17 protein-coding genes are annotated in these 20,174 nt (G+C 62.6%); 10 read left to right on the plus strand and 7 right to left on the minus strand.

Going from position 1 to position 20,174, the window contains the following annotated elements:
• Positions 1-192 precede the first annotated feature (192 nt).
• Positions 193-1,275, plus strand: a complete 1,083-nt coding sequence (locus AC1DUY_RS18425; protein ID WP_478116098.1) for a CaiB/BaiF CoA transferase family protein — start codon at positions 193-195, stop codon at positions 1,273-1,275.
• Positions 1,276-1,453: 178 nt separating this feature from the next.
• Here AC1DUY_RS18425 and hppD read toward each other — a convergent pair whose 3' ends face one another.
• Positions 1,454-2,578: a 4-hydroxyphenylpyruvate dioxygenase gene (hppD, locus tag AC1DUY_RS18430; protein ID WP_478116100.1), complete on the minus strand. Its 1,125-nt coding sequence runs from the start codon at positions 2,576-2,578 to the stop codon at positions 1,454-1,456.
• 133 nt (positions 2,579-2,711) lie between these two features.
• Here hppD and AC1DUY_RS18435 point away from each other — a divergent pair, with 133 nt between their 5' ends.
• Positions 2,712-3,179, plus strand: a complete 468-nt coding sequence (locus tag AC1DUY_RS18435) for an Lrp/AsnC family transcriptional regulator (RefSeq protein ID WP_184512917.1) — start codon at positions 2,712-2,714, stop codon at positions 3,177-3,179.
• A 77-nt stretch (positions 3,180-3,256) separates the two neighbouring features.
• Entirely contained in the window at positions 3,257-3,568 is a 312-nt protein-coding gene (locus AC1DUY_RS18440; protein WP_441231246.1) for a DUF1272 domain-containing protein, read from the plus strand.
• A gap of 10 nt (positions 3,569-3,578) precedes the next feature.
• Here the strand turns inward: AC1DUY_RS18440 and hmgA are convergent, their stop codons facing one another.
• The 4 genes from hmgA to AC1DUY_RS18460 all read right to left on the minus strand — a co-directional run bounded on the left by hmgA (position 3,579) and on the right by AC1DUY_RS18460 (position 7,960).
• Positions 3,579-4,925: a homogentisate 1,2-dioxygenase gene (gene hmgA / locus AC1DUY_RS18445; RefSeq protein ID WP_478116103.1), complete on the minus strand. Its 1,347-nt coding sequence runs from the start codon at positions 4,923-4,925 to the stop codon at positions 3,579-3,581.
• A 114-nt stretch (positions 4,926-5,039) separates the two neighbouring features.
• Complete coding sequence (locus AC1DUY_RS18450; RefSeq protein WP_184512912.1) at positions 5,040-5,990, minus strand: MBL fold metallo-hydrolase; 951 nt, start codon at positions 5,988-5,990, stop codon at positions 5,040-5,042.
• A gap of 135 nt (positions 5,991-6,125) precedes the next feature.
• A complete protein-coding gene (locus AC1DUY_RS18455) occupies positions 6,126-6,350 on the minus strand; it encodes a DUF2783 domain-containing protein (RefSeq protein ID WP_439073545.1) in 225 nt (74 codons plus the stop codon).
• Positions 6,347-7,960 (minus strand): FAD-dependent oxidoreductase, encoded by a 1,614-nt coding sequence (locus AC1DUY_RS18460; protein ID WP_478116106.1) that lies wholly within the window; start codon positions 7,958-7,960, stop codon positions 6,347-6,349. The genes AC1DUY_RS18455 and AC1DUY_RS18460 overlap by 4 nt, the downstream gene beginning before the upstream one ends.
• Positions 7,961-8,104: 144 nt before the next feature.
• Between AC1DUY_RS18460 and AC1DUY_RS18465 the strand changes: the two genes are divergently transcribed.
• Positions 8,105-8,578: a MarR family winged helix-turn-helix transcriptional regulator gene (locus AC1DUY_RS18465; RefSeq protein WP_478116108.1), complete on the plus strand. Its 474-nt coding sequence runs from the start codon at positions 8,105-8,107 to the stop codon at positions 8,576-8,578.
• 4 nt (positions 8,579-8,582) lie between these two features.
• On the opposite strand, the gene AC1DUY_RS18470 is transcribed toward AC1DUY_RS18465, so the two are convergent.
• Complete coding sequence (locus tag AC1DUY_RS18470; RefSeq protein ID WP_478116110.1) at positions 8,583-9,395, minus strand: N-acyl homoserine lactonase family protein; 813 nt, start codon at positions 9,393-9,395, stop codon at positions 8,583-8,585.
• Positions 9,396-9,662: 267 nt separating this feature from the next.
• Here AC1DUY_RS18470 and AC1DUY_RS18475 point away from each other — a divergent pair, with 267 nt between their 5' ends.
• From AC1DUY_RS18475 to AC1DUY_RS18495, 5 genes are all read left to right on the plus strand, one after another.
• The gene (locus tag AC1DUY_RS18475) at positions 9,663-11,159 is read left to right on the plus strand and encodes a caspase family protein (protein ID WP_478116112.1); all 1,497 of its coding nucleotides are present in this window, start codon (positions 9,663-9,665) and stop codon (positions 11,157-11,159) included.
• Between the two features lie 209 nt (positions 11,160-11,368).
• Entirely contained in the window at positions 11,369-12,016 is a 648-nt protein-coding gene (locus tag AC1DUY_RS18480) for an OmpA family protein (protein ID WP_478116114.1), read from the plus strand.
• A gap of 230 nt (positions 12,017-12,246) precedes the next feature.
• On the plus strand, positions 12,247-13,110 hold the full coding sequence (locus tag AC1DUY_RS18485) for an efflux RND transporter periplasmic adaptor subunit (protein WP_439080021.1): 864 nt from the start codon (positions 12,247-12,249) through the stop codon (positions 13,108-13,110).
• Positions 13,110-16,220 carry an efflux RND transporter permease subunit gene (locus tag AC1DUY_RS18490; protein ID WP_089266725.1) on the plus strand — a complete coding sequence of 1,037 codons (3,111 nt, stop codon included), beginning with the start codon at positions 13,110-13,112 and terminating at the stop codon, positions 16,218-16,220. The genes AC1DUY_RS18485 and AC1DUY_RS18490 overlap by 1 nt, the downstream gene beginning before the upstream one ends.
• Positions 16,221-16,229: 9 nt before the next feature.
• Positions 16,230-17,135, plus strand: a complete 906-nt coding sequence (locus tag AC1DUY_RS18495) for an efflux RND transporter periplasmic adaptor subunit (protein WP_478116116.1) — start codon at positions 16,230-16,232, stop codon at positions 17,133-17,135.
• 16 nt (positions 17,136-17,151) lie between these two features.
• Here AC1DUY_RS18495 and AC1DUY_RS18500 read toward each other — a convergent pair whose 3' ends face one another.
• On the minus strand, positions 17,152-18,018 hold the full coding sequence (locus tag AC1DUY_RS18500) for a caspase family protein (protein ID WP_089266722.1): 867 nt from the start codon (positions 18,016-18,018) through the stop codon (positions 17,152-17,154).
• A 350-nt stretch (positions 18,019-18,368) separates the two neighbouring features.
• Here AC1DUY_RS18500 and AC1DUY_RS18505 point away from each other — a divergent pair, with 350 nt between their 5' ends.
• On the plus strand, positions 18,369-20,105 hold the full coding sequence (locus tag AC1DUY_RS18505; RefSeq protein WP_478116119.1) for a hypothetical protein: 1,737 nt from the start codon (positions 18,369-18,371) through the stop codon (positions 20,103-20,105).
• Positions 20,106-20,174: the final 69 nt, after the last annotated feature.

A 20,174-nucleotide genomic window follows, 5' to 3' on the forward strand; every position in this document is an offset into this window, starting at 1 on the left:
GTAAACACCGCTGCGAGCAGCAGCACACACATTTGCTGCAACGCATACTGGATCGCCCGATCAAGTCGGGCGATGACAGCCGGAATATTTCACGCATAGCCGTATGCATTGCTGCGGCCACAAGGTGCTTGCCCTCGCGCGCCGCCGCAGCCAGTGTTTCCCGTAACCAACACCACACAACGGGAAACGCACGTGCAGAACATTAAACTCTCCGGCCCGCTCAAAGGCACACGCATCGTCGAATTCGCCGGCATCGGCCCCGGTCCGTTCGCCTGCATGCTGCTGGCCGATATGGGTGCCGAAGTGATTACGCTGGTGCGGCCGAAGCAGATGCCGAAGGGCGCCGCGTCACGCGGCCGCAAGGTCATTGAGGTCGATCTCAAGGACAAGGCTGCCATCGCACAGGTGCTGTCGCTGCTGGATAGCGCCGATGCGCTGGTGGAGGGCTATCGCCCCGGCGTGATGGAGCGCCTCGGCCTCGGGCCGGATGTCGTCCTCGGCCGCAACAAGAGACTGGTCTATGGCCGCATGACCGGTTGGGGCCAGCATGGCCCGCTGGCGCAGGCTGCCGGCCATGACATCAACTACATCTCGATCACCGGGGCCCTCGCCGCGATCGGCGGCGCCGACAAGCCCGTGCCACCATTGAATCTGGTGGGCGATTTCGGCGGCGGCTCAATGTATCTCGTGATGGGCATGCTCGCCGCCATGCTGGAAGCCAGCCGCTCCGGCCAGGGGCAGGTGGTTGACGCCGCCATGTGCGACGGCGCGGCATCCTTGATCACCATGTTCTTCGACATGACCGCGGCCGGTCGCTGGAAGGAAAGTCGCGAGAGCAACATGCTCGATGGCGGTGCGCATTTCTACGGCGTCTACGAATGCAGCTGCGGCAACTTCATCTCGATCGGCTCCATCGAGCCGCAATTCTATGCCGAGTTGCGCGAACTCGCCGGGCTGTCGGAGGCTTGCTACGACAATCACATGGACTCGAAGAATTGGGCCGCGGTGAAGGACAAGCTCACCGCGGTGTTCAAGACCAAGAGCCGCGACGAGTGGTCAAAGATCATGGAAGGCACCGATGTGTGCTTCGCACCGGTGCTGACCATGTCGGAAGCAACCAAGCATCCGCATATGGTGGCACGCGAAGTCTTCATCCAGCACGAGGGCGCGACACAGCCGGCACCCGCACCGCGGTTCTCGCGCACGCCATCGGCGGCACGGCCGGCCGTGAAGGTGGAGCTGGGTGATGCGGTGAAGGAGTGGCAGGGCGCGTAGCGCCTGTTCTTATCCCTCCCCCGCGCTTGCGTGGGGAGGGTGGCCGGCCGAAGGCCGGTCGGGTGGGGGAGCCCCACGTAACGTCGGTGTGTGGGGAAACACCCCACCCGTCTCGACCGCTTCGCGGTCGATCCACCCTCCCCACTGCGCAGCTGCGCTGCTTGGGGGAGGGAGAAGACTACGCCGCCGTCTTATCGCCGACGTGCAGCACACCGCGCCTGATCTGATCTTCCTCGATCGACTCGAACAGCGCCTTGAAATTGCCCTCGCCGAATCCATCATCGCCCTTGCGCTGGATGAATTCGAAGAAAATCGGTCCTATCGCATTGGCCGAGAAGATCTGCAGCAGCACCTTGGTCTCGCCGCCTGCGACCACGCCCTCGCCGTCGATTAGGATGCCGTTCTTCTGCAGGCGCGGCACGTCCTCGCCATGCTTCGGCAGCCGTGCATCGATCTTCTCGAAATAGGTCTGCGGCGGCGCCGGCATGAAGGGCAGGCCATCGGCGCGCAGCTTCTCGATGGTCGTGTAGATATCCGTCACGCCGCAGGCGATGTGCTGGATGCCCTCGCCGTGATAGGTGTTGAGATATTCCTCGATCTGGCCGGCATCGCCGGCATCCTCGTTGATCGGAATCCGGATCTTGCCGTCCGGGCTGGTCAGCGCGCGCGAGAACAGGCCCGAGGCACGGCCCTCGATGTCGAAGAAACGGATCTGGCGGAAATTAAACAGCTTCTCGTAGAAGCCGGTCCAGACGTCCATGCGGCCGCGATGGACGTTGTGGGTGAGGTGGTCGAGATAGAACAGGCCGGCGCCTTCGGGGCGCGGGTTCTTGGCGCCGAGCCATGTGAATTCATGGTCATAGGCCGAGCCCTTGGCGCCATAGCGATCGACGAAGTACAATAGGCTGCCGCCGATGCCCTTGATGGCCGGCACGTCGACCGTCTTCTGCGCTGCGATCACATCCGCCGGCTCGGCACCGAGCAAGATCGCGCGGTCATAGGCCGCCTGCGCATCGACGACTCGGAACGCCATCGACGGCGCGCACGGGCCGTGCGCGGCGACGAAATTGAAGCCGTGGGTGCCGGGCTCCTCATTGACGAGGTAGTTGATATCGCCCTGGCGGTACACTGTGATGTGCTTGGTCTTGTGCTTCGCGACGGGCACGTAGCCCATCAGCCTGAACAGCGCGTGGAGTTCTTCGGGCCTCGGATGCGCGTATTCGACGAATTCAAAGCCGTCGGTTCCCATCGGATTATGTGCCGAGATGGTGGCAGCCGGCGCGTCGTGCGGAAACGGACCCATGGTGATCTCCCGAAGCTGATTTGCATTATCGCTTGCCTGGAGTGTCGGTCGTTTGCGACGCAAGGTGCATGCAAATTCGGATGGAATATGCGACATTCATGCACGGTTCACGCATGAAAGAGGCTTTTGACGCATGATCCCGGTGGACGCTTTCGATCTCAAGATGCTGGCCGCCTTGCAGGATGACGGCCGGCTGACCAACCAGCAGCTCGCCGATGCCGTCGGCCTCTCGGCCTCGCAATGCTCACGGCGGCGAATGCGGCTCGAAGAGGAGAAAGTGATCTCCGGCTATCACGCCGACCTGTCATCGGACGCACTCGGCTTCAACGTGATCGCCTTCATCCAGGTGCAACTGGCTACCCACTCGCCGGACAATGCCAAGAAGTTCCGCACGCTGGTGCAGCGGGTCGACGAGGTGCAGGAGGCCTACTCGCTGACCGGTGACGCCGACTATGTGCTCAAGGCCGTGCTGCGCGATCTCAAGGGACTGTCCGACCTCGTCAACAATGTACTGATGCCGCATCAGAGCGTGGCGCATGTGCGCTCGTCGATCGTGCTCGATCGGTTGAAGGAAACATCGAAACTGCCGCTGAGGAGCTGACAGCTCTGCACAATCGACGTTCTCACCAGCATCGCGATCTGCGAAGATCGCGGCAATCAATTGGGAGGACAACATCGATGGCACTGGCGCTGCGGCCGAATTGCGAATATTGCGACAAGGACCTGCCGCCCGCGGCACGCGATGCATTCATCTGCACTTTTGAATGCACGTTCTGCGCGGACTGCGTGGAGAGCAAACTCTTCAATGTCTGCCCAAATTGCGGCGGGGGTTTTACGCCGCGACCGATCCGCCCCGCCACCGAATGGCGGCCCGGCCTGTCGGTCGCCAAGCGCCCGCCATCGGACAAACGCGTGCATCTATCAAAGAGTAGCGAGGACATCGCGGCGCACTCGGCGCGCATCAAGGACGTCCCGCCCTGGGAGCGATGACCTCGCGCACCTAGCGCTTGTTCGGATCGAAGCGCTTCTCCAATCCCTTCCAGCAATCCGCATAGTCGCTCTGCAGCGTCGCCGTCGTGGCGGCGTGTTCGGTGACACGCTGCGGGTAACGGGTCTCGAACATGAAAGCCATAGTGCCGGTGAGCTTGACCGGCTTCAGCTTGCCATTGCTGGCGTGATCGAAGGCCTCGCGATCCGGCCCATGCGGCAGCATCATGTTGTGCAGGCTGATGCCGCCCGGCGTAAAGCCCTGCGGCTTGGCGTCATAGACGCCGTAGATCAGTCCCATGAATTCCGACATGATGTTCATGTGATACCACGGCGGACGGAAGGTGTTTTCCGCCACCGCCCAGCGCTCCGGAAAGATCACGAAATCGATATTCGCGGTGCCGGCCGTTTCCGACGGGGACGTCAGCACCGTGAAGATCGACGGATCCGGATGATCGAAGCCGATGGCGCCCACCGGCGAGAAGGTGCGCAGATCGTATTTATAGGGCGCATAGTTGCCGTGCCAGGCCACGACATCGATGGGTGAATGCGGCAGGACCGTCTTGAACAGCGCGCCGCCCCATTTCACATAGAGTTCGGTCGGCGTGTCCTTGTCTTCATAGGCGGCCACTGGCGTCAGGAAGTCGCGCGCATTGGCGAGGCAATTGGCGCCGATCGGCCCGCGCTCCGGCAGCGTGAAGGCGCCGCCATAATTCTCGCAGAGATAGCCGCGCGCCGCGCCGCCCGTGAGTTCGACGCGGAACTTGACGCCGCGCGGGATCACCACGATCTCGCCGGGCTCGGCATCGATGCGGCCGAATTCGGTGACGAACAGGAGATTGCCCTGCTGCAGCACGAACATCATCTCGCCGTCAGCATTGTAGAAATGCTGATCAACCATCGACTTGGTGATCAGATAGACATGCGCTGCCATGCCGGCCTGGGTGCCGGCGTCGCCGGCCGTGGTCATGGTCTGCACGCCCTGCAGGAAGGTCATATCCTCCTTCGGGATCGGCGCTGGATCCCAGCGCAATTGCGCGATCGGCAGATCGTTCTCGTGGCACGGCGCGGTGCGCCACAGCTTGCTATCTGCCTTCTCGAAGCGGCCCGAATGTTTCACCGATGGGCGGATGCGATAGAGCCAGGACCGCTCATTGGTGCCGCGTGGCGCGGTGAAGGGCGAACCGGAGAGCTGTTCGGCATAGAGCCCATAGGCCGCACGCTGCGGCGAGTTGCGGCCGATGGGCAACGCGCCCGGCAGCGCTTCGGTCTCGAATGAATTGCCAAAACCGGACATGTAGCCCGGCGTGACATTGGACGTCGCACGGCTGATCAGATCGGGATTGGTGGTGATGTTCATCTCATCCTCCTTTTCCTATCGTCATTGCGAGGAGCGCTTGCGACGAAGCAATCCAGTCTTCCTTTGTGACCTTCTGGATTGCTTCGCTTCGCTCGCAATGACGAATCTACTACGTTACCCTTGGAGCGCGGCCCACATTTCGCGGTCGCGCTTGTCGGTCCAGATCACGGGGTCGTCGATTCCCGACGCTTCATCGAAGGCACGCGACACGTTGAACGGCAGGCAGTGTTCGTAGATCGCAAAGCTCGAGAACTTCTTGTCCATGACCTCGCGGGTCGACGCCATGGTCTCCTTCAGGCTGCGTCCCTTGGCGACCGACAGCTCCGCCGCGCCGTAGAGCGACATCACGAAGTCACGCGTCATCGCGATCGCCTCGCGGGTCGTTTCCAGCCCCTTCAGTGCATCGCCGCGGCCGGGCGCAATCGCTTTCGGGTTGAACGCACGGATCTCGTTCAGCGTCGATGGCCATTCGCGCAGCAGCGCATCGCCGCAATAGCAGGCCGAGTGATATTCGATGAGATCGCCGGAGAACATCACCTCGGCATCCGGCACCCAGGCGACAATATCGCCGGACGTATGGCCGGCGCCGAGCTGCATCAGCCGCACCTCGCGCTTGCCGAGGAAGATCGACATCTCGCCTTCAAAAGTGAGCGTCGGCCAGGTCAGGCCGGGAATGCTCTCGGCATCCTGGAACAGGCGCGGGAAGCGGCCGAATTCGGAATCCCAGTCCTGCTGGCCGCGCTCTTCCACCAGCCGATAGGTCTCCTGCGACGCGACGACACCCTGCGCCTTGTAGGCGGACGCACCGAGCACGCGCACCGCATGATAATGCGACAGCACGACATATTTGATCGGCTTGTCGGTGACCGTCCGCACCCGTTCGATCACCTTGTTGGCCATCGCCGGCGTCGCCTGCGCGTCGAACACGATGCAACCATCATCGCCGACAATGACAGCCGAGTTCGGATCGCCCTCGGCCGTAAAGGCATAGAGATCGGTACCGATCTCCGAGAAGGTGACCTTCTTCTCGGTCATGTCGGTGGTGGATGCGAAACCTTTGGTCATCCGATATTCCCCTTTGTATTTGTCTTTAGCCTCTGGGCCGTCATTGCGAGGAGCTTTTGCGACGAAGCAATCCAGTCTTTCTTTGTGGTTTTCTGGATTGCCGCGTCGCTTCGCTCCTCGCAATGACGGCTTCTGCTATTTTCGCTTCGTCTCGTCCCTCACATTCGGCAGCCGCCGCTTCGCCAGCGCAATCGCGTCACCGAGCACAGCAGCATCGCCGATATGATTGGCGAGGATCAGCACCAGCGCCGTATCGAGCGCCGCGCTTTGATCGTCGGTCAATCCGCGATGCGCCTCGACAATCGCACGATAGGCGTCGTCGGGACTGGCGAAATTGGACGTCGTGGATAGTGCCGTCATGACGGCCTCCCGCAGGCACGCGCGACCGCAGCCTTGATCGCCTGCTGCGTCGGATGCCGGAAACGCGCGGCGACATAACCATCGGGACGCAGCAGATAGGCAGCACCCGGGTCGGCGCCATAACGCGCCTTGAACAGCCCGGTCTCGTCGCGCAGCGCCGCATCGTCGCCGACGACCAGACGCGCCACGCCCTCGGGCAGTTCGATCGCCTGACCGTCCGACTGCAGCACGGTAAAGCCACACCCCGCCCCCGCGAAACATTCCGAGAGAAACACGTGTGCGCCTTCATCGCCGACGAGCGGCGCGTCCGGCATATGCGCGCCCGGTCGCGGGCCGCCGGACCACTCATCGCTATCGGTCGTCGAGAGCGGCGTCTGATAGACCGACGGCACGGACAGCCGGCCGCCATTGATCATCCGCTTGGCAAAATCGGCTTCCCTGGCGAGCGACAGCACGGCTTGCCGCATGCGCTGCTCCTGCTTCGAATGCGGCGCGATGAAATCCGTCGCATGGGTCGAGGCCCGGATGTTCTCGTCTGCGGCCGGGCCCCGCTCGGCGTCATAGCTCGCCAGCAGCGACGCCGGCGCGTCGCCGGCCAGCACCAGTGCGAGCTTCCATGCGATGTTCTCGGCGTCTTCGAGGCCGGAATTGGCGCCTCTTGCACCGAACGGCGATACCTGATGCGCGGCATCGCCGGCAAAGATCACGCGCTCATGCAGGAAGCGTTGCATGCGGCGGCACTGGAACTTGTAGACCGAGATCCACTCGAAATCGAAATCGTCGTGGCCGAGCATGCGCGCGATGCGCGGACGCACCTTCTCCGGCCGCCGCTCCTCGGCGGGGTCTGCATCCGGCCCGAGCTGCAGATCGATACGCCAGACATCGTCGGGCTGACGATGCAGCAGTGCGGACTGGCCGGAATGGAATGGCGGATCGAACCAGAACCAGCGTTCGGTCGGGAATTCCGCGGTCATCTTGACGTCGGCGATCAGGAACTGATCCTCGAATACCTCGCCGGAAAAGTCCGCGCCAACCATGCCGCGCAGCCCGGAGCGCGCGCCATCGCAGGCGACGACATAGTCGGCGCGCAGCGTGTATGGCCCATCGGGCGTCTCGATGGTGAGTTCGGCGTGATCGTTGTGCTGCGCCAGCGCGATGACCTTGTTGCGCCAGCGCAGATCGATCTCCGGCAATTGATGCACGCGATCGACCAGAAAGGATTCAGCGTAATATTGCTGCAGATTAATGAAGGCCGGCATCTTGTGGCCGGTCTCCGGCAGCAGATCGAACTGGTACAGCATGTCCGGTCCGAGAAAGATCTTGCCGACCTTCCACACCACGCCCTTGTCGATCATGCGATGGGCGGCACCGAGACGGTCCCAATATTCGAGCGAGCGCTTGGAGAAGCAGATCGCGCGCGAGCCATCGCCGATGCGATCGGCGTCATCGAGCAGCACCACGCGCTGGCCGCGCTGCGCCAGATCGATGGCCAGCGACAGGCCGACAGGGCCAGCACCAACAACCACTACGGGATGATGCGCCGCAGCGGCAGCTGACCGCGCCTGATCGGCATGGCGGCGATAGGCAAACTGGCGGACATGCTGCGCCATGGCTCAGCCCCTGCCCTGCAACCGGATGTATTTTCGGATCAACGCTGGTCTGGCCAACGGATCGTACTCCCTCTAAGATAGTCTCATTTGCAACCATCTAAACGCCGGACCCGTGGCGGCGTCAACAGCAGAATTGGTGGCTCCGTGGCAAAATTCGACCTGTTTCAGTTCGTTCCATTCCGGCTCAACCGGTTGGCCGCGGAGGTCAGCGCCGCATTGTCCGACGAATATCAAGTGCGCTACGGGCTCGATATTCCGGAATGGCGCGTCATCGCCACGCTGGGCTTTCGCGACGACGCCTGCAGCGCGCAGTTCATTTCGCAATGCACACGCACGCATAAATCCACCATCAGCCGCGCGGTGACGACCCTGCTGGAGCGCGAACTGATCGAACGGGTCGAGAACGAAGACGACCGCCGCGCCTTCGAACTGCGTCTTTCCGCGAAAGGCACCGCGCTCTATGAAGAGCTGATCCCACGCCTGCTGCACAAGGAACGCGATATTTTGTCGTGTTTAACGGCACAGGAACGCAAGGATTTCGCGGCTGCGCTCGGCAAGATCGAGCGTAGTCTCGACCTCGTGCAGACCCGGCACGGTCACAAGGTCGGCGCCTATTGAGCGATTAGTCTTTCACAAAGGAGCGCGACGGCATCTCGTGCAGCGCATAGGCATCGGCCTTGCTGCCCTCGACGCGCGGATAGAGCTCACGTACCAGCGGATCATGGCCGGGAATGATGCGATCGGGGTGGCCGGCAAGGCGCTCGCAGGCCGTCCAGCCGTCGCACATGTCGCCGATATTGTAGACAATCGGAAACGGGCTGCGGCGCTGCATGTTGCCGTAGTAATGCGAGGCGTCCGAGGCGAGCACCACCGGGCCGCGCGCGGTTTGCACGCGTACGATCTGCAGACCGTCGGAATGGCCGCCAACGCGGTGCAGTGTGACGCCCGGCGCAACCTCGCCATCGCCATTGTGGAACGTGACGCGCTCATTGAACACGTGTCGCACCATCAGCGTGACGTCTTCCGCCGAGAACGGATGCCGCAGCAGCCCGTTGCACATGCAGCGGCCCGTCGCGTAGCTCATCTCGCGGTCCTGCAGATGGAACCTGGCATTGGGGAGGCGATCGAGATTGCCGGCATGGTCGTAATGCAGATGCGTGACGATGACGTCGCGGATGTCCGCCGCGCGAACGCCGAAATCGGCCAGCGCATCGATGGGATTGATCGTGAGCTTGCGGCTGCGTTCTTTCGAGGCGGCTTCGTTGAAGCCGGTATCGACAAGGATGTCGCGGCCACCGCCGCGGATCAGCCAGACGAAATAATCGAGATCGGCCGCTGCGGTCTCATGGGGATCGGGTGCGAGATAATTCATCGGCGGCGTCCGCGGCGTCATCGTGGCATAGCGGATCGCATAGATTTCGTAAGTCACGCTCATTCGTCCCGTCCCATTCCCGATCGTTGTTATGCGCAACAAGCCATTGCTGCCGGGAAAGGTCAAACCGTTCCAGCCACCGGAATGACCGGGAACCGGGACTGTAGCGACAACGCCAGACGCGTGGTGAATTGACGCGATAGCTGGCGCCCACACAGCACGTTGACAGCCGCGATCACGCCGGTTTGATAATGCGAATGGCGTGGATTAGTGTCGCTGCGGCGCAAGCCGCAGCTTGGACAGCGCCCTCAAGTGTGGACCGGTTTCATTATGAAAATGCGCATTGCTCTGATCGCTCTCCTGACGTTTGCCGCCACGCCCATCTGGCAGACCTCCGCCGCGGAAGATCGGACCCACCGGATCGCACTGGTGATCGGCAATGCGAAATATCCGGACGCCGAAGCTCCGCTCAAGGAGCCTATCAACGACGCCCGCGACGTCGCCGCCGAATTGAAGCGTGACGGATTTGAGGTCGATACCGGGGAAAATCTCGGCGGTGATGGCATGCGCCGGGCGCTCGACAAATTCTACGGCAAGGTGAAGCCCGGCTCCGTGGCGCTGGTGTTCTTCAGCGGCTTCGGCATCCAGTCCGCGCGGCAGAGTTACATGATCCCGGTCGATGCCCAGATCTGGACCGAGCCCGACGTGCGCCGCGACGGCTTCAGCCTCGAAACCGTGCTGGGCGAGATCAACGGCCGCGGCGCCGGCGTCAAGATTGCGCTTTTGGACGCATCCCGCCGCAATCCGTTCGAGCGCCGGTTCCGCAGCTTCTCCGCCGGGCTCGCTCCGGTGATCGCACCGAGCGGCACGCTTGTGATGTATTCGGCGGCTCTGAGCTCGGTCGTCAGCGATGGCGGCGGCGATCACGGGTTGTTTGTCAGCGAATTGCTGAAGGAAATCCGGGTTCCCGATCTCACCGCCGAGCAGACGCTGAACCGGACCCGCGTCAACGTTACCCGCGCGTCGCGCAGCGAGCAGGTGCCGTGGATTTCGTCGTCGCTCGCAGAAGACTTCTCTTTCATAGCGGGAACGCGCCCGGCCTCGGCCGCTGTGGCAGAAGCCAAACCGGCCGATCCGGCGCCGGCTGCGACACCGCGCCCCTCTGCTGTGGCCAAGCAGGAAGTCGTCGCCGCACCTGTCGCCCCAGCGCCTGCTGCACCCACGCCGGCTGCTCCAGCAGCAGCGCCTGCGCCGGCCGCGGCACCGACTCCTGCTCCCGCCGTCGCCGCTGAAGCGCCCCGTGACGAAAACAAGATCCTGCTGGCGCTGGCGGAGGATCCGACCGTCAAATCGCTGAACGTCAAGCTGACCGATAATCCGGAAGACGCCGGCGCGCTGTATCGCCGTGGCCAGGTCTATGCCAGCAAGGGCGCCTATTCCGCGGCCATCAAGGATTTCGACGCCACGATCAAACTGAATCCCAAGGATGTCGAGGCCTACAACAATCGTTGCTGGGCGCGCACCGTGACCGGCGACCTCGCCGCCGCGCTCAAGGACTGCAATGAAGCCCTGCGCCTGCGGCCGAATTTCGTCGATGCGCTGGACAGCCGCGGCCTGGTCAACCTCAAGAACGGCCAGAGCAAGAATGCAATTGCGGATTTCGACGCTGCGCTGAAGATCAATCCGCAGCTGACCTCATCGCTCTATGGCCGCGGGCTCGCCAAACATCGCCTTGGCCAGACGGCGGAAGGCGATCTCGACATCACCAATGCCAAGGCCATGGACCCGGACATCGTCAAGGAATTTGCCGGCTACGGCGTTCGATAGAACGGCATCTGGCGATCCCCAGAGGTCACCAGGATTTCGCAGGAAAGTCGCAAGAAAATCGTAGGAAAGTCGCAAGCCCGGTTTGAACCTGCGGCGCGCGAGCGGACACTATTGATGGCAAGCCGGAAGCCATCCTGAAGCGATCCGGCACCAGATTTTGTTGGATTTGATTCAAGCGCGTTTCGCGCGACTAAATGAAGGATGCACCCATGCCGAACACATCCGCACGCCCCGGCTTCAAGGCACTTCGCACGATCACCATGATCAGCGTCGCCCTGTCGCTAACCGCAGGCATCGCCGCAGCGGCTGAGGAAGTGACCTCCGACCAGATCCTGCGCGCATTGGCGCCGAAGAAGCCTCTGACCCGCGGTCTGTCAATGACACCGCCGGCCGTCAATGCCGCCGAAGGCAAGTTCGTCGACTCCCTTCGCAATCGCAGCACGCGGTCGCTGTCGATCGGCGAGCGCGAGCAGATTGCCGCCGTTGCCCAGACCAAGCCGGCGATCGATCTGGAAATTACCTTCGACTACAATTCGGCGAATATCAGCAAGAAGTCGCTGTCCTCGGTGCAGGCCCTCGGCAAGGCGCTGAGCAGCGAAGACCTCAAGGGCGCGACCTTCGTGGTCGCCGGCCATACCGACGCCGTCGGCGGCGAAGAATACAACCAGGATCTGTCCGAGCGCCGCGCCGACGCCATCAAACGCTATCTGACGGACAAATACGGCATCGCCGGCGCCGACCTCGTCACCGTCGGCTATGGCAAGGGCAAGCCCAAGGCTGGCGTTGCGCCGACCGATCCGTCGAACCGCCGCGTTCAGGTGGTGAATATGGCGAACAAGACCACCGCATCCCAATAGAGCTCGGTGGTACCTCTGAGCTTGCTGCGGATTGCCGCACCACAGCGTTCCGCGCCACGCGGGACGCTGTTTGCTGTGGTGATCGCGGATATCCTGTATAGATTGCCCCGACCTGCCGCCGCACCGATCGAATGCCCCTGGTGCTCCGTAATACCAAGTGGATCGATCTCGCAATGAAGGCTTTTGCCTGCTTCTCCCCCTCTCTCGCATGTCTGTCGCTGGCGGCCATCATGGTCGCAACCACCTCTATCGGCTTCGCCGCTGAACCCGCACCCGCCGGCTCCGCCTCGCCGAATGGCGCCATGGTGATCGTCGCCAAGGCCACCAATGCCTGCTTCTCGGATCTCGTGCGGGTCACTGGATTCGTGGTTCCGCGCCGCGAGGCCGTTGTCGGCGTGGATACCGAAGGTTCAAAGGTCTCCGAAGTGCTGGTCCGCGAAGGCGACACCGTCACCGAGAACCAGGAACTGGCCCGGCTGATACCGCCGCCGACAGCAGGCAATGCACGCCCGAATCCGGTGACGCTACGCGCCCCGGCGGCAGGTCTGATTACCTCCGTGAACACCATCGTCGGCGCGCCGGCCTCGCCGCAGGCCGGGCCGATGTTCAGGATCGCCATCAACAACGAGCTCGAGCTCGATGCAGAAGTGCCGAGCATCCATATCCTCAAACTCAACCCCGGCGTCACGGCGCGGATCAGCCGCGACGATCAGCCCGATATTTTCGGCAAGGTGCGGCTGGTGTCGCCACAGATCGACCGCGTAACACAGCTCGGCCATGTCCGGCTGTCACTGGCCAGCAACCCGTCGCTCAAGGTCGGTGTCTTCGCCCGCGCCAGCATCGACGCCAAGCGCAGCTGCGGCGTCGCGATCCCGCGCTCGGCGATCGAACACTTCATGGTGCAGCTCGTGAAGGGCAACACCATCGAGACCCGACGGGTAAAAGTCGGGCTGGTGTCCGATACGTCGACGGAAATTCTTGAAGGTGTCGAGGTGGGCGACATCGTCGTCGCCGATGCCGGTACATCACTTCATGACGGCGACAAGGTCCAGACCATGTTCGCCGATGACCTCGATCGATCGCGGGTGCGTTAATGGCAATGAATATCTCGGCATGGTCGATCCGCCATCCGCTTCCGTCCATCGTCTTCTCGATCATTCTTCTGGTACTCGGCTGGATCAGCTTCACCAAGCTGGCGATCACGCGGCTACCGAGCGCAGACATTCCGGTGATCTCGGTCGCCGTCTCGCAATTCGGCGCGGCGCCCGCGGAACTTGAAGCGCAGGTCACCAAGACCATCGAAGACGGCGTCTCCGGCGTCGAAGGCGTGCGGCACATCTCGTCGTCGATCACTGACGGCTTGTCGGTCACGACGGTGCAATTCGCGCTGGAAACCAACACCGACCGCGCGCTGAACGACGTCAAGGACGCCGTGACGCGCGTGCGCGCCAATCTCCCCCAGAATGTCAATGAACCGCTGATCCAGCGCGTCGACGTCATCGGCCTGCCAATCGTGACCTACGCCGCGATCTCGCCCGGCAAGACGCCGGAGCAACTGTCGTGGTTCGTCGACGACGTGGTCAAGCGCGCGCTGCAGGGCGTGCGCAACGTCGCACAGGTCGAGCGCATCGGCGGCGTCGAGCGCGAAATCCTAGTCTCGCTCGATCCCGACCGCTTGCAGGCCGCAGGCCTTACCGCCGTCGACGTCTCCAGACGTCTGCGCGGCACCAATGTGGACCTCGCCGGCGGCCGCGCCGAAATCGGCAAGAACGATCAGGCCATTCGCACACTGGCGGGCGCGAAAACACTGAATGAACTCGCCGGCACCATGATCAGCCTGCCGTCCGGCGGCGAAGTGCGGCTCGAAGATCTCGGCACCGTCACCGACACCATCGCCGACCGCCGCACCTTTGCGCGCTTCAATGGCGAACCCGTGGTGGCGCTGGGCATCAAGCGCTCCAAGGGCGCCAGCGATGTGGTTGTCGCCGCCGCCGTGCAGAAGCGCATCGATGCGCTAAAGGCGTCCTATCCCGACGTCGACCTGAAGCTGATCGATACGTCGGTGGATTTCACCAAGGGCAACTATGAAGCCGCGATCTCGACCTTGTTCGAAGGCGCGGCGCTTGCCGTCATCGTGGTGTTCTTCTTCCTGCGCGATCTGCGCGCCACGGTCATCGCCGCAATCTCGCTGCCGCTGTCGATCTTCCCGGCCTTCTGGGCGATGGACCTGCTCGGCTTCTCGCTCAACCTCGTGAGCTTCCTCGCCATCACGCTGTCGACAGGCATTCTCGTCGACGACGCCATCGTCGAGATCGAGAACATCGTGCGGCATATGCGGATGGGCAAGTCGCCCTATCGCGCCGCGCTGGAAGCAGCCGACGAAATCGGCCTCGCCGTGATCGCTATTAGCCTCACCATCATCGCGATCTTTGCCCCGGCCAGCTTCATGTCGGGCATCGCCGGACAATTCTTCAAGCAGTTCGGCATCACCGTCTCGGTGCAGGTATTCTTTTCACTATTGGCAGCGCGCTTTGTCACGCCTGTGCTGGCGGCCTACTTCCTCAAGGATCACAAGCACGACGATCCACCGCCGGGGCGCCTGCTGCAAGCCTACAACAAGCTCGTGACCTTGTCGGTGAAGCGCTACTACGTGACGGTTCTGTTCGGTCTCGCCGTCTTCGCACTGTCGATCTGGAGCATCCAGCTGCTGCCGCAGGGCTTCCTGCCGGCCCAGGACACGGCGCGTTCGCTGATGGCGATGGAATTGCCACCGGGATCGCAGCTCGCTTACACCGAGAAAGTCACAGAAGACATCGTTGCGCGGCTCCGCAAGCGACCTGAGGTGAAGAGCGTGTTCGTCGATGGCGGTCACGTTCCTCCTGGCACCTATGAAGTGCGGCGCGCAGCTCTGATCATCAACTACACCCCAAAGAGCGAACGCGACAGCGCACATACACAGCGCCTGCTCGAACTCGATATCAGCAAGGAACTCGAAAGCGTTCCGGATATTCGCTACTGGTTCCTCGACGAAAACGGACTGCGCGCCATCTCGCTGGTGGTGACCGGCACCGACAGCAATATCGTCGCCAATGTCGCCAGCGAACTGGCGACGCAGATGAAGCGCATTCCGCTGATCTCCAACGTGATCTCGGAAACCTCGCTGGATCGTCCTGAGCTGCGGGTGCAGCCGCGTGCCGACCTCGCGGCACGGCTCGGCGTCTCCACCGAGAGCCTGTCGGAAACCATCCGCGTCGCCACCATCGGCGACGTCGGCCCGGCTCTGGCGAAATTCGATGCTGGCGATCGCCTGGTGCCGATCCGCGTGCAGCTCGAAGACACGGCACGCGCCGACTTCCAGATCCTCGAACAGTTGCGGGTACCGCTTGGCGGCGGACGCGGCGGCGTGCCGCTGTCCGTGGTCGCCGACATCAAGCTCGATCAGGGACCGACCAGCATCAACCGCTATGACAGAGAACGTCAGGCCACCGTGGCCGCAGATCTCGTGGGCACCGCCGCACTCGGCGATGCCCTGAAGAAGATCTACGAACTGCCGGTCATGAAGAGCCTGCCGAAGAATGTGAGCGTCAAGCAGTCCGGCGACGCCGAAAGCCTGAACGAACTCGCGGATGGTTTCGCCACCGCGATCTCGGCAGGCCTGATGATGGTCTATGCGGTGCTGGTGCTGCTGTTCGGCACGTTCCTGCAACCGATCACCATCCTGTTCTCACTGCCGCTCTCGATCGGCGGCGCGATACTGGCGCTGCTGTTGACTGGAAAGCAACTCACGACGCCTGTCTGGATCGGCATCCTGATGCTGATGGGCATCGTCACCAAGAACGCGATCATGCTGGTGGAATTTGCAGTGGAAGCCATTCGCGAAGGCAAGCCACGAGAGGTCGCGATCATCGACGCCGGCATGAAGCGCGCGCGGCCGATCGTGATGACCACCGTTGCCATGGTCGCCGGCATGATGCCATCCGCACTTGCCTTCGGCGCCGGCGGCGAGTTCCGCTCTCCGATGGCACTTGCTATCATTGGCGGGCTGATCTTCTCGACGGCGCTGTCGCTACTATTCGTGCCGGCGATGTTCATGATGATGGACGATGTCGGACAATTGGCATGGCGCTTCGGGCGCAAGCTGCTGGTGTCGAGCGGCGAGGAAGACCCGCAAAACGGTCAACCACCCGCCGTCCCGCACAAATAGGCAAATGCAATGACCCTGTCCGTCGCATCTTCCAAGCGAACCACCACATGGGCCAGATTGCTGGTCGCGCTGTCGCTATGCGTGTTCACCCAGCCGGCTCTGGCCGCCGACGATCCTGCTGATGCGCCGAAGGGTGCAGCAGTGACCGTGCTGACCGCCGCGAAGTCCTGCTTCTCCGCGACGGTCGAAGTCTCCGGCATCCTGATCCCGCGCGAGGAAGTCTCGATCCGTCCGGATCGCCCGGGCCTCAAGGTCGCAGAGGTCATGGTCGATGCCGGCGAGAACGTCACCGCGGGCCAGATCCTCGCACGCCTGACGCCACTGGAAGGCGGATCGCTCCAGGTTCAAGCGACGGTCGCAGGATTGGTCAGCGCCTCGTCCGCCGTGGTCGGATCACTCGCATCGGCCAAGGGCGAAGCGCTCTTCAGCATCATCGCGCGGAGCGAGTTCGAATTCATCGGCCAGGTACCGACGCGCGACCTGCCGAAGCTGAAAGTCGATCAGCCGGTCAAGGTCAAGGTGATCGGCGCTGGAGAGCTGGACGGTAAAGTGAAACGCGTCGCCTCCACTGTGGAGCCCAACAGCCAGCTCGGCCAGGTCGTGGTCTCGATCACCTCGGCCCGGCGGCTGATGAGCAATTCCTACGCGCGTGCCATCATCAAGACTGGCGAAAGCTGCGGCGTCGCGGTGCCATTGACCGCCGTTCTCTATAGTGCCGGCGGCACCGTCGTGCAGGTGGTCCGACGGCAGCGCATCGAGACGCGGCGCGTCGAAATCGGGCTCATGTCAGGCGGACGCGTGGAGGTACGCGAAGGTTTGAGCGATGGCGATGTGATTGTCGCGCGCGCGGGCGCATTGCTGCGCGAAGGCGACCCGGTTCGTCCGGTGATGGCCAGCGCAGACGCTAACAAGTAAACGCGATGGGGAAAGCTTAGCTGCCGGCTTTGGCCGTAGCGCTATCGCCGAGCAGGATGTCCTCAACGAGCGACGACGACACGGCAGGAACCTGCTCACCGGCGGTCGCGCGGGTAACCGCAACGCGGGTGTTGGTGAAGACGGACTCGGCACTCGCCGGCTTGGCCTTCATGTTCTTCAGCAATTCGGTCGCGAGCAGGCTGTTCTGGCCGTCCACATCGTCGGCAACCTTGCCCGGTGTCGCCGAGGTCAGGATCAGCGCATTCTCCGGCACGTCGATCGGCGCGAGACCACGGGAGTAACCGCGGAAGCGGCGCTCATAGGGATTGCGGCGGGACGCATCCAGCACGACCAGTTTGGCCTGGGCACCCTGCTCTTTCATGATATCGAGAACGGCCTCGACGCTCATGCCATCGCGACGGATGTCACGCTCTTTCCAGATCGCAGCATCCACCGGGATCATGTAGCTCTGGCGGCCAACCTGAACGCCATAGCCGCCGAAATACAGCATCACGACGGTTTCAGGCTTGATCTTGGCCTTCAGGCGCTCGACAGCGCGGGTCATGTCATCGCGGGTCGCGTCTTCCACCACATCGACGTCGAAACCGTCGCGGCGGAGTGCGCTCGTCATGGCACGTGCATCATTGATCGGCTGGCTCAGCGGCGCGCCGGCGTCGGGGTAATGACCATTGCCGATCACCAGCGCGATGCGCGACGCCTTCGTAACGGGATTGATCGTCCCGGTCACCGTCTCGGCCTGTGCGGCTTCCAGCGAGCGCTTGTTCAGCGCGGCATTGGCGCCAAGCACCAGCGACACCAGGCCGACAAAAGCTGCGGCCACAGTGATCGAGCGACGGGATACGCGAAACTGCCGTACGTTCATAACGTCATTCCTGCTCATCGTTCAGGCGCAACCGTGGGTCGCGCGAACGTCGAAATAGGTTTGAAGGGATGCCAAACCAATGAGTATTAAATGCGCTCAATTTGCGGCATCGCAGCAAACTGGTTGTTAACCCGCCAGGGCCACCCGAGCAACCGGTAAAGGCCGGGATTTAAGACAGGGTTACTGACTGACCAGGCTAAGGTCTTGAACGGGCTTGCGCTTCACGCAATTGTAATCTCGACCGATTCGTGCAAGTTTTCAAAGGCTTGCAGGTGTCGGGAGGCGATTGCGCCGCAGCAGCGGCGGGCGGTTTTCGAAGCGTGCGCAGGGACCGCACTGAAAGAAACCTCATGGGTGTGACTTATTTTGCCGGCGCCGCATACCGCGCGCTGACAGCCAGCAAGGACGGCCCGTCGCTTTACGACCTCTGCGATCCCCTATTCCACAAGCACACCGGCGGCGACGCCCATATCGTCAAGTTCTACAAAACCGCGCTTGGCAATGCCGCGCTTCGTCCGTTGCTCTGCCGCGCCGGCCTGCCCGAGTTGCGCGATCCCTCCCGGTTCAAAGCCATACAGCAGGCCCTGAGAGCGGCGCGCGACGACGAGAAGCCCGATTGGGAAGCCATCGGCCAGCCCATCGCCGAGCTGCTCGACACGGTCACATTGAGCCATCCAGAGCCGAAGCCCGTGACGGCGTCAGCGCAGGCACCGTCACTGGGCGAGATCGACCATGTCATCAAGGCCTGCGGCACGCATCTGTTGCGCTCGTTCGACCGCAACGGCTTCATTCCTACTTACGCGGCGTTCAACCTGATTGGCGATCCCGACATGCATGGCCGCGATTTCCTGATGGCCCTGACAGGCCTGAATTCGCGTGGCTACAAGAATTCGACGCTGCTGTTCACCCTCGCGCGCATCTTCATCGCACGCTCACCGGCCGGAGAACTCATCAATCCGCCATGGACCGGAATTGCCGAACCCATGTGGGAGCCGGTGCAGATCCGGCATCGCTCCGCCTATTACGACGCCTTCTTCACCGAGGCGCTGCTCAGCTTCGGCGAAACCGGACTGCCGTCGCCGGACCAGACGACATCCTCGCGCCGCGCCATCGATGCGATGGTTGAATTCTGCCTGGTCACCAGCCGCGAGGAAGTCCGCTCGCATGACGGAACGAGTGTGAACGTCATCACGGCGCTGGCACCGCCGCCGCATCCGCGCTTCAGCCGGCTGTTCGCACAGATCAAGCAGGACCTCGGTTTCGGCATCTATGTGCCGGACTGTGACACCACCGCCTGCTCGTTCTCCGCCGCCACACAGGCCGGCTCGACCGATCCGATCCTCGATCAACCCCTGCTCGACTTCTATGCCGGTTATCAGGTCGGCAACGGCAGCAACGAACCGATGGTCACCGTGCCGCTCAACGACCATATCGACTATGACGGCGCCATCGTCACCTGGATCGACAATCTCGCGGGCGAGCGGCCCTACGGCAACGATCTCGATCCGACACTCAATCTCGACGTGCTCGAAGTCTCGTTCCGGAATCTCGTCCGCTGGAAGGTGATGGAAACACCGACACGTCTGGAAACGATGCAGCGGATCATCGGCTTCCAGCGCCGCCTTGTGGCATCCGGCGCCTTCGCCGATCCGAAATCGCACATCTACTATCTGCCGGAGCTCTACAGCGCCTATTTCGGCCGCTGCTATGCGGCCTTCCGTGAGCTGCCAGCCGCAACACAACAGGCCATAGACACCGACGGCACGTTCGACTTCATTCGCCTGCGTGTTCTCGCTTATGTGCAGGATGAGTTGATTGCGCGCGAGATGAATACTTTCGATGCGGCACTCGCATTGATCGCGCTCGGACATCTCGGCGGTGAGCTCGCGCATTTCGCACCTGCGCTGCGCTGCATCATCACGGCAACAGGCGAAGGTGGCCGCAAGGGTCCGTTCAAGGCCTATGAATGGAACAAGATGAAAACGCCGACACGGATTCTCGTCGGCGGTCCCGAAGTGACCTCAGCCTTCGTGCTGATGGGTCTCGCGCTGGCGCGGCGGAGAATGATGAATGGCCACGCGGCATAGGTCATCGCGCGAAGTTGAAGGTATGAAGGAGCGACCGCGCTGGCATGGGCGGCGAAATGCCCGCACTGT

It is taken from the genome of Tardiphaga sp. P4_G1, from assembly GCF_056401215.1.